Source organism: Altererythrobacter sp. CAU 1644, assembly GCF_029623755.1.
Lineage (GTDB): Bacteria > Pseudomonadota > Alphaproteobacteria > Sphingomonadales > Sphingomonadaceae > Erythrobacter > Erythrobacter arenosus.
Genome location: NZ_CP121106.1, coordinates 184,541 through 198,707 on the forward strand (window position 1 = coordinate 184,541; position 14,167 = coordinate 198,707).

Annotated in this window: 13 protein-coding genes; 7 read left to right on the top strand and 6 right to left on the bottom strand. The window is 62.0% G+C overall.

All coding sequences use genetic code 11. The features are described 5' to 3' along the window. The first annotated feature begins 57 nt into the window (after positions 1-57). Both P7228_RS00970 and P7228_RS00975 read left to right on the top strand, forming a co-directional pair. Positions 58-2,643, top strand: coding sequence for a TonB-dependent receptor (locus P7228_RS00970; RefSeq protein ID WP_278016359.1), 2,586 nt, complete (start codon positions 58-60; stop codon positions 2,641-2,643). Positions 2,644-2,814: 171 nt separating this feature from the next. Then, positions 2,815-4,044: an aromatic ring-hydroxylating oxygenase subunit alpha gene (locus P7228_RS00975; RefSeq protein ID WP_278016360.1), complete on the top strand. Its 1,230-nt coding sequence runs from the start codon at positions 2,815-2,817 to the stop codon at positions 4,042-4,044. 48 nt (positions 4,045-4,092) lie between these two features. Here the strand turns inward: P7228_RS00975 and P7228_RS00980 are convergent, their stop codons facing one another. Both P7228_RS00980 and P7228_RS00985 read right to left on the bottom strand, forming a co-directional pair. Then, entirely contained in the window at positions 4,093-4,548 is a 456-nt protein-coding gene (locus tag P7228_RS00980) for a hypothetical protein (protein ID WP_278016361.1), read from the bottom strand. 99 nt (positions 4,549-4,647) lie between these two features. Beyond that, complete coding sequence (locus tag P7228_RS00985; protein ID WP_278016362.1) at positions 4,648-5,595, bottom strand: SDR family oxidoreductase; 948 nt, start codon at positions 5,593-5,595, stop codon at positions 4,648-4,650. 134 nt (positions 5,596-5,729) lie between these two features. On the opposite strand from P7228_RS00985, the gene P7228_RS00990 reads away from it, so the two are divergent. Together P7228_RS00990 and P7228_RS00995 are read left to right on the top strand one after the other, a co-directional pair. After that, positions 5,730-6,731 carry an NADP-dependent oxidoreductase gene (locus P7228_RS00990; RefSeq protein ID WP_278016363.1) on the top strand — a complete coding sequence of 334 codons (1,002 nt, stop codon included), beginning with the start codon at positions 5,730-5,732 and terminating at the stop codon, positions 6,729-6,731. Continuing rightward, complete coding sequence (locus P7228_RS00995; protein WP_278016364.1) at positions 6,728-7,267, top strand: nuclear transport factor 2 family protein; 540 nt, start codon at positions 6,728-6,730, stop codon at positions 7,265-7,267. Before P7228_RS00990 ends, P7228_RS00995 begins: the two co-directional genes overlap by 4 nt. On the opposite strand, the gene P7228_RS01000 is transcribed toward P7228_RS00995, so the two are convergent. Then, complete coding sequence (locus P7228_RS01000) at positions 7,264-7,683, bottom strand: PaaI family thioesterase (protein ID WP_278016365.1); 420 nt, start codon at positions 7,681-7,683, stop codon at positions 7,264-7,266. The two genes, P7228_RS00995 and P7228_RS01000, sit on opposite strands and share 4 nt — an antisense overlap. Before the next feature lie 104 nt (positions 7,684-7,787). Here P7228_RS01000 and P7228_RS01005 point away from each other — a divergent pair, with 104 nt between their 5' ends. Both P7228_RS01005 and P7228_RS01010 read left to right on the top strand, forming a co-directional pair. Further along, positions 7,788-9,374: a fatty acid--CoA ligase gene (locus tag P7228_RS01005; protein ID WP_278016366.1), complete on the top strand. Its 1,587-nt coding sequence runs from the start codon at positions 7,788-7,790 to the stop codon at positions 9,372-9,374. Positions 9,375-9,384: 10 nt separating this feature from the next. Further along, positions 9,385-9,738, top strand: coding sequence for a nuclear transport factor 2 family protein (locus P7228_RS01010; protein ID WP_278016367.1), 354 nt, complete (start codon positions 9,385-9,387; stop codon positions 9,736-9,738). Here P7228_RS01010 and P7228_RS01015 read toward each other — a convergent pair whose 3' ends face one another. Continuing rightward, a complete protein-coding gene (locus P7228_RS01015; protein WP_278016368.1) occupies positions 9,739-10,263 on the bottom strand; it encodes a nuclear transport factor 2 family protein in 525 nt (174 codons plus the stop codon). It abuts the gene before it with no gap. 89 nt (positions 10,264-10,352) lie between these two features. Between P7228_RS01015 and P7228_RS01020 the strand changes: the two genes are divergently transcribed. Further along, positions 10,353-11,618 carry a cytochrome P450 gene (locus P7228_RS01020; RefSeq protein ID WP_278016369.1) on the top strand — a complete coding sequence of 422 codons (1,266 nt, stop codon included), beginning with the start codon at positions 10,353-10,355 and terminating at the stop codon, positions 11,616-11,618. A 24-nt stretch (positions 11,619-11,642) separates the two neighbouring features. On the opposite strand, the gene P7228_RS01025 is transcribed toward P7228_RS01020, so the two are convergent. Next, entirely contained in the window at positions 11,643-12,413 is a 771-nt protein-coding gene (locus tag P7228_RS01025) for a SpoIIAA family protein (protein ID WP_278016370.1), read from the bottom strand. A 142-nt stretch (positions 12,414-12,555) separates the two neighbouring features. Continuing rightward, on the bottom strand, positions 12,556-14,166 hold the full coding sequence (locus P7228_RS01030; protein WP_278016371.1) for an FAD-dependent oxidoreductase: 1,611 nt from the start codon (positions 14,164-14,166) through the stop codon (positions 12,556-12,558). Between the last annotated feature and the right edge of the window lies 1 nt (position 14,167).

Sequence of the window (14,167 nt, forward strand, 5' to 3'; positions counted from 1 at the left end):
CCTAAGGGACGACCGGCACGGGAGAGCAACGACCGGCCGCTTTGGGAGAGAGCGACTATGACCAAGATTGACACCCGGAATCCATCTGGCGGCCTGTTCGGTCGAACACGGTCTATTCTCATGGGAGGCGGCGCGGTCGCTGCCCTTGCCCTTACTCCGGGCACGGCATTCGCCCAGGATGCAGACGAAGCCGCGGAGGAAGATGTCAACGAATTGCCGGTGATCCTGGTCACCGCCCGCAAGCAGGTCGAAACGCTGCAGGAAGTCCCGGTAACGATCACCAGCGTGGGTGGCGAGCTGCTCGACAAATACAATGTCGACCAAGTGGCGGACGTGGTCAACCGCGTGCCGACGCTCAACGTCCAGGTCGGCGGTTCAGGTTCAGGCGGCCAGCTTTCCCTTCGCGGCGTGGGCTCGTCAAATATCTCCGCAGCGTTCGATTCGGCCGTCGCTTTCGACTTCGACGGAGTCGTGGTGTCCTCGATGCGTCTCGTCCAGGCAGGCTTCTTCGATACCCAGCAGATCGACGTGCTCAAGGGCCCGCAGTCGCTGTTTTTCGGCAAGAGTGCATCGGCTGGCGTGTTTTCGATCAAGTCGGCCAATCCCACGCCGACCTGGGAAATCGGGGGCAAGGCGTCCTACGAATTCGAGGAAAAGGGATACACCATCCAGGGCTATATCTCGGGCCCCATTTCCGACACCGTCGGCATCCGGGTCGCGGCGCAGTACAACGACATCAAGGATTACGTGGAACTTCAGGACGGCACGCCGACGGCACACGGCGATTCGCGTGGCATGAAGAATTTCGTCGGTCGCGTCACGCTGGCGTGGGAGCCGGATGATCGTTTCACCGGTAATTTCAAGCTGCAGTATGTCCGCAACGAGAATGACGGCGCGATCCAGCACTCGGACCTGTTCTGCGGCGCAAACGGAATTGCTGACCCGATCGTCTTGTTTGGCAATCCCGGAGCTGGTGCTCCATCGCCCGTTGCAATTCCTGCGGGATATGACTGCAACGCCTTTGACGGCAAATACTTCCTCCCCGATGCCGCACCGGCGCTGTCCGGCGGGGTGCCAACGCCGTCGAAAGCGGCTGGGCGCAATGGGGTTCCCTTTGGGGAAACCGACGTGCTCTTTGGGCGACTGCAGTTCGACTTCGATGCAACGGATTACCTGACGCTGACCTCGGTCACCGGCTATCTCGATATGGATGCCGTCGATTTCGACATCTACTCCTATGGCGGGATAGGTCCGGCATTTTCGCCGCTGCCTGCCCCTTCGCCGCCATTCCCCGCGGGTTCGCAGCTTCCGATCACGCTCTTGCCTTTCCCGGCGCTCAACGCCACGAATGGCCCGGGCGTGCCCTTCGGTGTCGGCGGAAGCGATCCGCGCAATACTCTGCAGCAGGTAAGCCAGGAACTGCGCCTCGCGTCAGACTTCGACGGGGCGATCAACTTCATGTTCGGTGGCTTCTACGAATGGCGCAAGTTCGTGTTCGATACCGCGCAGCAGGCGGTGAACTTCTCGTTCATCATTCCCGATCCGGTCACCGGCTTTACCTATGACTGGGACAAGGTCCACACGACCAAGACGGAAGCCTACTCGCTCTTCGGTAGCGTCGTAATTGACCTGTCGGATCAGCTCGAACTTTCGGGTGGCCTGCGCTGGACGGACGAGACCAAGACCCAGACCATCTCAATTCCGTACATGCATGCGATCCCTACAGGTTCGGGCTTCGCGCCGAGCGGATTCTTTTCGGGACCGATCAATTTCAGCGACAGCAACTGGTCCCCTGAAGTGACCTTGAAATATCAGGCGACCGATGACGTGAACATCTTCGCCTCCTTCAAGACCGGGTTCAAATCCGGTGGCATCGATAACTCGGCCCTTCCATCCAACTCCCTGCTCGATTTCGGCAGTCCCGATCCGGCCGTCCGCGAGGCTGCTGCAAATGGCCTGATCTACCAATCGGAAACAGCGATCGGCGGCGAGATTGGTGTGAAGTCGCAGTTCAACGACCGCACCCTGACGCTCAACGCAACGGCGTACTACTATGTCTTCGATGACCTGCAGGTGCAGAACTTCGACGCTGTGAACATCCAGTTCATCACCCAGAATGCCGGGGAAGTGACGACCAAGGGCGTGGATCTCGGCTGGAACTGGATCACGCCGGCCGATGGCTTGAGCCTTTCGGGTAACATCGCCTGGCTCGACGCGAAATTCACGGACACGTTTCTGGTCGGCGGTACTATCGACCTCGACGGACGTGACGTCGCCAGGGCGCCAACTTGGTCCGGCAACCTTGCCTTCGATTGGGGTATTCCCGTCGGAAATACCATGGAGATGGGGCTGAGTGGCAACGCTGCCTACTCGGATAGCTATCACACGAACAATGGCCTCGTTACGTTCATCCAGGATAGCTATGTGACGTTTGACGGATCCGTTTCGATCGGCGACGCGGATGGCAAGTGGAAGCTGGCGCTGGTCGGCGTAAACCTGACCGACGAGATCTTCGTCACTTCGGCTGGTGGTCGACCGTTCCTTCCCGGACCAACCGATGTCGGCGTGATCCCTGGGGATGACATCATCATCTCGCAGAACCGCGGCCGCCAGGTCTATGTCGAGGCGAGCTTCAAGTTCTAGGCTTACAGATCTCACTGGGGGGTGAGAGGTACGGGCGGGCCGCAAGGTCCGCCCGTATCGATTTGAGCTCCGGCACTTGTTTGGCGAGCCTATCCAAAAGTGAGCATTGCCGCGGCGCGCCGCACGCAACATCATGCAGCACGCAAACAGAAACGCGCGAGGGAACAGACGATGTCACGACAGCAATTGATCGACATGACGCGGTCGCTGGTGGCGCATGGCGAAGCGGGCACGATGGAACTGGCGGACGACGTCGTTCGGATTCCAGCCTCGAGCTACACTGACGAGGCGCTGTTCGAGCGCGAGAAGAAGCAGATCTTCCGCCGCCTTCCGCTGATGGTCGCGCCCTCGTGCGAGCTACCAAACCCGGGCGATTACAAGGCGATGGACATCTGCGGTGTCCCGCTGCTGCTCACCCGGCAGAAGGACGGCAGCGTCGGCGCCTTCCTCAACATGTGCAAGCATCGCGGGAACCCCGTCGCCGCGGGCACGGGCAATGCCACGCGCCTCATGTGCGGCTATCATGGCTGGACCTACAAGAACGATGGCACGCTCGTCGGGGTTGCGAGCCCGCAGGATTTCGGCGCGGTCGACAAGGCCGCCCTGTGCCTGACGCGCTTCCCGGTCTACGAGAACGCGGGGCTGATCTGGGCCACGCTGGATCCGCAATCGACGCTCGACATCGCCGATTACCTGTGCGGCTACGACGATCTGCTCAAGGCCTTTGGCTTCGAGAGCTGGCACCTGTTCAGCCAGCGCACCCTGTCAGGCCCGAACTGGAAGACGGCCTACGACGGCTATCTCGATTTTTACCATCTGCCCGTTCTGCACGCGAACACCTTCGGCGCCGATTTCTACAACCGGGCCAACTACTTCGCCTGGGGGCCGCACCAGCGGCTGTCGACGCCGACGAAGTACGCGGTCAAGGTCTCGAGCGACGACGACATGCAACTCGACCTGACCACGGTCGCCGATGACGACCTGTCATACGAGGTGCTCGTTCAAGGCGTGTGGACGATCTTCCCACATATCTCGATCGCCAGCTTCTACGGCGGCGGGCTGCGCGGGGCGATGATCAGCCAGCTGTTCCCGGGCGACACGGTGGGCGAGAGCTACACCACCCAGTTCTATGTGATGGAGCACGAACCCGACGACGAGGACAAGATCAAGGCTGCACGCGAACAGTTCGATTTTCTCGAAGTGGTGGTGCGCGACGAGGACTACACCACTGGCAAGCGGCAACACGAGGCTTTGCAGTCGGGCATGCTCAAAGAAGTGCTGTTCGGCCGCAACGAGCGCGGCGGGCAGGTCTTCCACCAATGGGTCGAGAAGCTCACCGATGCGAGCGACGAGCAGCTCAAGGAAATCTTCGCCGCGGAATGCAAGCAGGCGGCGGAGTAGGCGTTTGGGTATGACACGCCGCACATGCGTTCGGATCTGCGTAATTTTCTAGATCAACTCCCACGAGATCTTAGTCTTCAAACGCGGCGTATTGTCCACTGCAGACAGCACCCCATGGCCTTCGACCCAGGTCGTGAAGTCTTCGAGTTCGGACATGTCTGCGCACCAGCGACTCTCGCGTGCTAGCGCCAGCAGTCTCTCGTCTGGCGCGTAGTAACATGTGAGATGGAACTGGCTGTAGACGTCCTCCTCAACATCTCTCACCGACTCTATGAACTGCCGGGTCAGGTCGATTTCGAAGAATGGCCCTGAACCCCAGTCGTAGATTCCGCTTTGGAACAGCAGCATATCGCCTTCCACTTCAGCCAGTCCGGACGGCCGCTCATTCCGGTAGAAATCCCAGACTGACTGAAGCAATTTCCTGATCGGGCTCGCCTCTCTGCCAGCAGATGGGAGGTAGATGCGCTCGAAAACCTCGACTGAATCAGCTGGTTTCATAGCCATGGCCCGACTTTTGCCGCATCAAGGCAACGACAGCAATTGGATCGAACGCCGAAGGGCCGGTTCCAGGCGGCAGGTAACGGGGTGGGATTCAGGCGAACCCTAACCAAACGCCGGACGAAAATTGCTCTCGCCCCAGTCCTGCTTGCCCGCCCATTCCTCCATGTCCTCCAGCTTGCCCTCGAGTTCGGGGAAGCGTTCGTAGACATGGTCCATATCGACCGAGAAAGGCTTGGTCGGCGCCGTGTTGTTGTACTCGTAGAAGGCGGCGATCCCGGCGGCGAACTCCGTGCGCATCTCCTCGGGCATGTCGTCGCCTGCCGCGCGCACAAGATAATCGCCGAACTCCTGCGGGGTGCAGGGATCGTATTCGACCGGCTTTTCGAGCGTCTTTGAAAGCACCGCGGCCACTTCCTGCCCGCGCATCCGCTTGGGCCCACCGATATTGAGCCAGGCACCCTCCATGTCGGGCCGCTCGAGGCTCGCCAGCATGAAGCGCGCGACATCGTCGAGGCTGATCCAGTTCGCCTCGAGATGCGGGGCGTGCGGATAAACGTAACGCCCTTCGTTGACGATGAAGGGCCGCGCCCAATTGGTCAGGAGGTTGTCCATGAACAGCACCGATCCGAACACCGTGCCCGGCGCGCCCGAGCGCCACAGCGCGTTGATCCCCGCCGTGTTGCCGGCATAGGTGAAGGCATCGCCCGGCTTGTCGGGAATCCAGCTCGACGTGTTCCAGACGACCCGCTTGACCCCCAGCTCGGCGGCCGCCTTGCCTACATCGCCGACCAGCACCGCCCGGTCGGCGCGCGCCTGTAAAGGATGGGTGTAGAAAATGTAATCCGATCCTTCGAGCGCGCCGCGATAGGAGGAGGGGTCGTAGAGATCCATCGGCCGGACTTCGACCCGCTCCACTCCCTCAATCGGTGCACCCGCGAAGGGGTCTGCCTGCCTTGAGATTGCCCGCACATCGTAGCCCGCCTTGAGCGCCTGGCGAACCTGCGCCATCCCTTGGCGCCCCGAAGCCCCGATTACAGTGATGAGTGCCATGGTTAGTATCTCCCTCGATTGGCGAGAAGCCTAGGAAGTCCGCGAGGGATGCGCACCGAGCCAAAATGATAGCCGCCGCTGCCTAGCGAAATGACCCATTGCCGTAGCGTCGCCAGGTACGGAGAAACCGGGGCATGATGAACCGCTATTGGCGTATCGACGCGCGACCCGAAGGCACCAATTTCGCGGGTGCGCTCAAGCTGGTCGAAGCCCCCGTTGCAGAGCCGGGCGATGGCCAGATCGCCATCCGCAACGCGATGCTGTCCATGGATGCGGGAACGCGGATGTGGCTGACCGACCGGACCGACGGCTACCAGCCGCCGCTTGAGATCGGCGCGCCCATGACCGGGTTGGTGCTGGGCGAGGTGGCGCATTCGCGCCATCCCGATTTTGCCGAGGGCGACCTCGTCCGCGCCTTTGGCGTGTGGGGCGACTTGAGCGTGGTCGACCCGGTGATGAGCGGCGCAATCAAGCTCGATCCCACGGTCGAGGACCGCCGCGCCTGGTTCGGCCCGCTCGGCATGAACGGTTGGACCGCGCTCTGGGGCGTCGAGCAAACCGGCGCTGCGAAGGAAGGCGAAACCGTGCTGGTCTCCGCCGCGGCCGGGGCCACAGGCATCCTCGCCGTGCAGATCGCCAAGCTGCTGGGCTGCAAGTCCTGGGGCATTGCCGGAGGCGCCGACAAGTGCCGCTTCCTGACCGAGCAGATCGGGATCGACGGGGCGGTAGACTACAAGGCGGCCGATGTAGCCGCGCAACTCGACCGGATCGGCGGGGTGGACGTCTATTTCGACAATGTCGGTGGGCGGTTGCTCGATGCCGTGCTGACCCGGATGAACCACTACGGCCGCATTGCCGTATGCGGGCTGGTGTCGGACTATTCCTCGGGCAGTCGCACTGCGCCCCAGGAGTTCGACCAGGTGCTGATGCGTCGCCTCAGGATCGAAGGCTTTTTCTCGCCCGATTTCATGGATCAGGGCGAGCGGCTCACCGCACGACTGAGGCAATGGGTCGAGGCGGGCGCGCTGACCATGCCTTACGACGTCACCCGGGGCCTCGAAAACACGCTCGACGCCTATGCAAAGCTGTTTACCGGCGGCAATATCGGCAAAGTGATCGTGGAGCTCGAACAATGAATCTGCGCCTCGAAGACCGCGAAGCCATCCGCGATGTGATTGCTGCCTACGCCCATGCGGTCGACCGCCGGCGGTGGGACATGATGCAGAACCTGTTTCATCCCGATGCGACATTCGGCTTCGGCACCGTCGGCGGGAACTGGGAGGATTTTGTCGTCGGTGCCCGCGCGATCATCGACCCGTGCCTCGCCACCCAGCACCAGCTTGGCCAGGTCCAGTTCGGGTTCGAGGACGACGATCTCTGCCACACCGAAACATATATGACCGCGATGCACACGATACCCGCGGGCTATCCGGTGCCGGACGTCTTTCCCGACAAGGGCAAGACCTACTCGGCCGTCATTGCCGGGCGCTATGTCGACCGGTTCGAGAAGCGAAGCGGCGCATGGCGGATCAAGCACCGCGAGGGCTTTTACGACTGGCGCGAGTTCCGCGAGGTTGAGGGTGTCGATCTGGCTGGCCTGCCCGAGGGGTCTTGCGGCTATCACGACGATCGCGACCCTTCGACGCCGGTCGTGCTGCGCTGGCGCGGCTAGCCGTTTCGGCTGAAGGCAAACACGCCGGACATCGTCGCGATGGCTTCGCCATTCCGGAAGATGGTTCCGCTGCAATAGGCAGTGCGGCCACCCAGGCGGTCGATCTGCACCTCTGCCTCCAGCCAGTCGCCCAGTTTCGCTGCGGCCAGGAAGTTGGTCGTCAGCGTGATCGTCGAAGGGGTTAGTCGCGGTCGCTCGGCATCGTAGACGGCATAGCTCAGCGCGACGTCGGCAAAGGTCGTCAGCACCCCGCCATGCGCGGAATCCTGGTAGTTGATGTGATGCGGCTCGATCCTGAGGGCCACCGTGGCCGGACGTCCCTCATTGGCTCTGAGGTAATAGGGTCCACCATGATCGAGAAACCCGGGCGAAAAGGGCGCTCGGTTGAAACCTTCGGGATGCTGTGTCTCGGCCATTCTCCTTCCCTAGCCCGGTATCGCCGCGACGCCGCTATGAAATGTGCCAATGGCAGCGCGCGCGATCTGACCTAGACCAAGGGCCGCCAGCTGAGAGGATATGCATGTCGAGCATCGACGATCCACAGAACATCGGCGATATCATCCGCCATCAGGGTCGCGAGATCCCTGACGATGTCGCCTTCGAATTCGAAGGCGACTTGATGACCTTCCGCGATCTCGACCGCCGCAGCAACCGGGCGGCCAATGCGCTGGCCTCGCTGGGCGTATCGAAGGGCGACCGGATCGCTTATCTCGGCAAGAACTCACATCTCTATTTCGAAATTATGGCCGGCGCGGCCAAGCTCGGCGCGGTTATGACACCCGTGAACTGGCGCCTCGCCCGACCCGAGGTCGCTTATGTCCTCAACGATTGCCAGGCCAAGGTCCTGTTCGTCGGCCCCGGTTTCGCTGAACTCGTCGGCGATATCGAAGGCCAGCTTGAGCACGTCGCCAAGATTTTCGGCGCGCAGGGGCCGGAGGAGAACTTCGCTTCCTATCCCGACTGGCGTGACGGTTTCGAGGATAGCGACCCGCTGGCGGAGTGCGCAGTGGAGGATGACGCCATCCAGCTCTACACCTCCGGCACGACCGGCCATCCCAAGGGCGCCATCCTCACCCACGGCTCGATCTTCTCCTCACGCATGAACGACCGGAACGAGGACGAGTTGATGGAATGGCAGAAGACCGTGCCGGGCGAGGTCGCCCTGCTGGCCATGCCGTGCTTCCATATCAGCGGGACGGGATATGGGCTGGGCACCATCTTCAGCGGCTCGAAGGCGGTGGTGCTGCCCGAATATGATCCGACCCAGGCGCTCGACCTGATCGAAAACTACAATATTTCCAAGATCTTCATGGTGCCGGCCGCGATCCAGATCCTGCTCAACCACCCGCGCATTCACGAGGTGGATTTCTCCGACCTGAAATACATCACTTACGGCGCCTCGCCGATCCCGCTCGAGTTGATGAAGCGGGCGATGGAGGTGCTCGGCTGCGGCTTCGTCCAGATGTACGGGATGACCGAGACCTCAGGCACGATCGTGACGCTCGATCCGGAAGACCACGTGCCCGAAGGCAGCCCCAAGATGCGGAGCGTGGGAACGCCGCTCAAGGACGTCGAGATCAAAATCATCGACGATAGCGGCAATACGGTCCCCGCCGGTACGATCGGCGAGATCGCGACCCGCAGCCCGAAGAACATGAAGGGTTACTGGAACCGCCCCGAAGCGACCGCCGAAACCATCGATGCCGACGGCTGGCTGCGCACGGGCGATGCGGGCTATCTCGACGAGGACGGCTATCTCTATATCCAGGACCGGGTGAAGGACATGATCATCTCGGGCGGCGAGAACGTCTATCCCGCCGAGGTCGAGAACGCGATCTACGCGCACCCCAAGGTGGCCGATGTCGCCGTGATCGGGGTGCCCGACCAGAAATGGGGCGAGGCAGTAAAAGCCTGCGTCGTCGTCAAGGAAGGCGAGGAACTGAGCGAGGCCGAGGTGATCGCCCATGCGCGCGAACATATCGCGGGCTACAAATGCCCTAAGTCGGTCGATTTCATTCCCGCCCTGCCGCGCAACCCATCGGGCAAGATTCTGCGCAAGGACCTGCGCGCGCCCTATTGGGAAGGCAAGGACCGCGCAGTGAACTAGGAGACAAGCAATGCCGGGTGACGCACAGGACACGATCGAACGCTTCTGGAAGATCCAGGACAGCGGCGACTACACCCAGTTGGCCCCGCTGTTCGCAGAGGATGCCGTGGTCGAGGACCCGGTTTGGGGCACCCACCGCGGTCGCGAGGCGATCCTCGGTTTCATGACCACCATGGTCAAGGAAATGGGCGAGCGGAAAATCCACTTCACCGTCGACGAGATCTGCGGGGACGACCATTCGTGCTGGTCGCGCTGGACGATGCATTCGCCCGAGGGAACGCGCGGCGGATGCGGCATCTACAAGGTGTCGAACGGCCAGCTGACCTATTATCGCGACTATATGGACCCCGAAAACGAAGGCTGATTACATCGGCCGATAGAGCGGGTGGCCGCTCTCCGCGATCTGCGCGGTGGGCAAGGGGAAATCCGGATTGGGCGTGAAATCGGGCTGGTTCACCAGGTCGCTTTGCCAGTCGACGAGGTAGAGACGGTTAGAGATACGCCACTCATCACCTTGTTCTCCGGCGCGTTTTTCCCATTCATCGAGGTAGCGCCCGCCGTAGAGATTGCCCGCCAGCGACCCGTCCTCCTGCCGCCGGGCCCCTGCGAAAATGCCGTAGCATTCGCTGCTCGCGGTGGTTTCCGAGTGGAACTTGACGATCAGGCCGCCGAGCATGTGCCAGCGCCGGTCCGATCCGCGTTCGATGTCCATCACCACGGGCAGGAAGTCCGCCGCCTTGCCCTTGAAGAAACCGTAGTCGATCTCGGCATCGGGCCAGTAGCAGCTCGCCTGCCCGTCGTCGTCGAGCCAATCGAGCGTGCGGGCATAGCGCGCGACGACATCCTCGATCTGCCGGCGGTCGAGCAATTCCTGCAGCGCCTGGTCCATCGCACTCTCTCCCCATTTCCGCGAGTTGTGATCGGGTGACTATCGGCGCAGCCTCGGCTCAAGCCCATTCGCAATTTCGGGAGGAAAGCGTGGCGACCCAACTGCAGGTGAACCTGTTCGATCCCGAGGTGCAGCAATGCCCCTATGACGCCTACCGCACGCTGCGCGACGAGGCGCCTGCCTACAATATCCCCGGCACCGACATCTATGTCGTCACCCGGTACGATGATGTGCGCCGCGTCCTGCTCGACCCGAAGGCCTTCCCGAGCTCCGCGCCCAAGGGCCGCTTTCGCGCCTCGGCAGCCGATATGGAGCGGGGCCGCCTTGTCGCCGAACGGTTCGAGGAGAAAGGCTGGCTGCCCGCTGCGACACTCAACGGCCGCGACGATCCCGAACACAAGCAGATGCGCGCCATGTTCAACGAGGCGTTCAAGCCGAGCCGGATCAAGGAGATCGACGGCAAGGTCGAAAACCTTGCCTATGAACTGATCGACGGATTCCTGGATGATGGCCATTGCGAATGGGTCAGCCAGTTCTGCATCCCCCTGCCGCTCTACATCATCGGCGAACAGATGGGCGCGAAGCGCGAGGATATCTGGCGGATCAAAAGCTGGACCGAGGCCTTCTTCCACCGCATCTCGTTCATGCTGCCGGAAGATCGGCACATGGAGATGGTCGACAAGGAGATCGAGGCGCAGCACTATTTTCAGCCGATTTTCGAGAAGCTGCGCGAAGAGCCCGATGGCTCGCTCATCAGCGTGCTGGTAAATACGGTGATCGAGGATTGGGGGCGCACGCTCACCGACAATGAATTGCACGCGGAGATGATGGCCGACACCTTCGTCGGGGGCAGCGAGACCACCACCAATGCGCTTGCCGCGGGCATGAAGCTGCTGATCGAGAACAAGGACGTCTGGCACCAGCTCAAGAGCGATCCCGACAAATATATGAAGACCTTCGTCGAGGAGGTGGTGCGGCTCGAAAGCCCGGTGCAGAGCCTGATGCGCTTCGTTGCCGAAGACATTGCAGTCGGTGATGTCACGATCCCTGCTGGCGCAATGGTCAACGTCCGCTTCGCCGCCGCCAACCGCGACGAGCGGCAGTTCGAATGCCCCGAGAAGCTCGACCTCGAGCGGCCCAAGGCTGGCGCACATATGGGTTTCGGGTCAGGCGTGCACCATTGCCTCGGCGCGCCCCTCGCCCGGCGAGAACTGACCTGGGGCTTCACCGCAGTGATCGACCGGTTCGAGGACATGTGGTTTGCCGAAGGCAAGAACGACTTCGCCTACCACCCGCACTTCCTGCTGCGCAGCCTCAAGCAACTGCACATCGAGTTCCAACCGAAGCGGGGTTGAGATCGATCCCAATCCTCGAACGGGTTAGGCAACAAGCTCCTCTTCCTTCAGCCACGCGACCGCTTCGTCACGCTCGTCGGCGTCGAATGTCTTCATCTCCGGCTTCATGATCGCATCCATCGCATCGATGTAACCTTCAAGCCACTTCGGAGCACCGACAAAGGCGTAGCGATCCAGATGCTTGGCTGCTTCGAGCTTCATCCTGATCAACTCCCGATCGGCAAGAAGAGCAACTTCGAAGCCGGAGAAGTCCTTGACGATCGCCATTAGCTTGCGCGGTTGGCGATCATCCAGAAACCTCGTCAGGATCTCCTTCGAGACCTGCATGTCGCGCTTGCGGATCTTTCCGTCGATTTCGAAGATCGCGATGTCCGGATCGTCACTCGGCAGTTCGCGTACCGAGGGTGCATCGCGATCCTCGACTTCACCTCTGGCCCACGCCATCGCGTACTCGCGCTGCGAGGGATCGAACACATGCATGTTGAAATCGAAGAATGCGAGGATCGATTCCTCAAGTCGGGCAATCCTCTGAATCCAGCTGGGCTTGGCGACGAAGGCGATGCGATCGAATTGCCTGAAATGGCCAAACATCTCATGCACACGGGTCAGGTCGCGCCAGATGGCTTCGCCTCCGAATTCAAAATCTCCGAACGCCTCGGCAAAGACGTTGACTCGATCATGCTCTCGAAGTGCCGTGAGGCACTCGTCGTATATTGCATCGACATCCTGGGCTGTAAGTTTTCCCGAGAAGGAATAGGCCAGAACATTTGGCGGCGAATCTAGCTTCTTATACATGGGGGCTCCGGATCTTGGGGGGATCGCAACCTTCTGGTTGCGATATTCTATCAAGATAGTGCGGGGCCCAGACGATCGCATTGACTGTGGTCAATGCCAGCGAACGCGAATTTCGATTTCAACCGGTCAAGGGAATTCGGACTCAGGCGTTCGCGTTCGCCGCGCTGCGACCGGCGATATAGCCAAAGGTCAGCGCCGGTCCGAGCGTACCCCCTGCCCCGGCGTAGATCCCGCCGGTGGGGCAGGCGATGGCGTTGCCGGCACCGAATAGGCCGGGGATTGGCTTGCTGTCATGGCCGAGGATGCACGCGGCACCATCGGTGCGCGCCCCTCCGTTGGTGCCGAGCAATCCCATGTGGATCTCCACAGCGTAGAAGGGAGCGCGCTCGACCGCGCCGAGCGTGACGGCGGTCCCCTCGCGGCTGCGATCGCCATAGAAATGGTCGTAGGCGCTGGTGCCGCGCTGGAAATCGGGGTCATGCCCCTCGCGTGCGTGGGCGTTGAAGCGCGCGACGGTCGCTTCGAGGGCTTCGCCTTCGATGCCGAGCTTCCCGGCCAGCTCGCCCAACGTATCGGCGCGCGGTACCCAGTCGGGCACGGGCTCGTGCGGCATACGCGTGCCTATCGGGTAGCGCTCGACATAATCCTGATCGAACACCAGCCATGCGGGCAGGTTGGGATAATCGTAGGTCTGCGGGTCGAACTGGTGGAAGGCGCCCGCCAGCGCCGAATAGTTGGCAGCTTCGTTGCAGAAGCGCTGACCCGCGCGATTGACCAGCAGCGAATGCGGAACGGTGCGCTCGATCAGCACCGGTTCGGCGCGCTGCTCACCGCCCGACCACTTCCGCCCCGGCGGCGCCAGCGTCGGTGCCCACCACGCCTGCGTCATGTTGCCGAGCTTCGCCCCTGCCGCCATCGCCAACGCCAGCCCCATGCCCGCAGCGGTCGGCGGAGAAGCCGGCGCATCCATCGGCCCGCGCAGAAAGGCCTGGCGCATCTCGGCATCCCACTCGAATCCACCGGTGGCGATCACGACGCCCTGGACGGCGTGCAAGGCGGTGCCGTCTGCCAGTACTACGCCCGCAATCCGGCCCTCTTCCATCATGAGCCGCACGACTTCGCTGCCGGTGCGCGGTTCGATCCCGCGATCGAGGCAGGCCTTGAGCAAGCGGCCCACCATGGCCTGGCCGAAGCCGCGTTCCTGTGCGGCAATCCGCCGCTCCATCTCGGACTCTTCGACGATGCCCGTGCCGCCGCCGAGCGGAGTCTCGCGCAGCATCATCGGCTTCATGTCCTCGATCGCGTAGATCCGCCCGGCCCATTCGCCGAGTTCGGTCAGCGCGAAAAGATCATGGTCCAGCGCGCGGCCGCCCTCGGGCTTTGCGCCCGGCCGGTCGAGGTAATAATCGGGATAGCCATCAAGCAACTCCACCTTGAGTGCACCGATATCCTCAAGGAATGAAAGCGCCGCGCCGCCTTTGTCGACAAAGGCTTCGAGCGTGTCGTCGACCAGGTCGCCGTGATCGAGGCTGCGGAAATAGGCGAGCGCCTCCTCGCGGCTGTCGCTCATCCCGGCAGCGCGCTGGCGCGGATTGTCCGGCACCCAGATCACCCCGCCCGAAACGGCCGAAGTTCCGCCCACGCGCGCCTCGCGTTCGAGCAATGTTACGCTCGCGCCCGCTTCGTGCGCCGCCAGCGCCGCTGCCATTCCGGCCGCCCCGCTTCCAAGCACGATCACATCGACTGATTCCATG

Coding starts and splice junctions, on each gene's coding strand:
- P7228_RS00970 (WP_278016359.1), top strand. CDS start 58: ATGACCAAGATTGACACCCGGAATCCATCTGGCGGCCTGTTCGGTCGA.
- P7228_RS00975 (WP_278016360.1), top strand. CDS start 2,815: ATGTCACGACAGCAATTGATCGACATGACGCGGTCGCTGGTGGCGCAT.
- P7228_RS00980 (WP_278016361.1), bottom strand. CDS start 4,548: ATGGCTATGAAACCAGCTGATTCAGTCGAGGTTTTCGAGCGCATCTAC.
- P7228_RS00985 (WP_278016362.1), bottom strand. CDS start 5,595: ATGGCACTCATCACTGTAATCGGGGCTTCGGGGCGCCAAGGGATGGCG.
- P7228_RS00990 (WP_278016363.1), top strand. CDS start 5,730: ATGATGAACCGCTATTGGCGTATCGACGCGCGACCCGAAGGCACCAAT.
- P7228_RS00995 (WP_278016364.1), top strand. CDS start 6,728: ATGAATCTGCGCCTCGAAGACCGCGAAGCCATCCGCGATGTGATTGCT.
- P7228_RS01000 (WP_278016365.1), bottom strand. CDS start 7,683: ATGGCCGAGACACAGCATCCCGAAGGTTTCAACCGAGCGCCCTTTTCG.
- P7228_RS01005 (WP_278016366.1), top strand. CDS start 7,788: ATGTCGAGCATCGACGATCCACAGAACATCGGCGATATCATCCGCCAT.
- P7228_RS01010 (WP_278016367.1), top strand. CDS start 9,385: ATGCCGGGTGACGCACAGGACACGATCGAACGCTTCTGGAAGATCCAG.
- P7228_RS01015 (WP_278016368.1), bottom strand. CDS start 10,263: ATGGACCAGGCGCTGCAGGAATTGCTCGACCGCCGGCAGATCGAGGAT.
- P7228_RS01025 (WP_278016370.1), bottom strand. CDS start 12,413: ATGTATAAGAAGCTAGATTCGCCGCCAAATGTTCTGGCCTATTCCTTC.
- P7228_RS01030 (WP_278016371.1), bottom strand. CDS start 14,166: ATGGAATCAGTCGATGTGATCGTGCTTGGAAGCGGGGCGGCCGGAATG.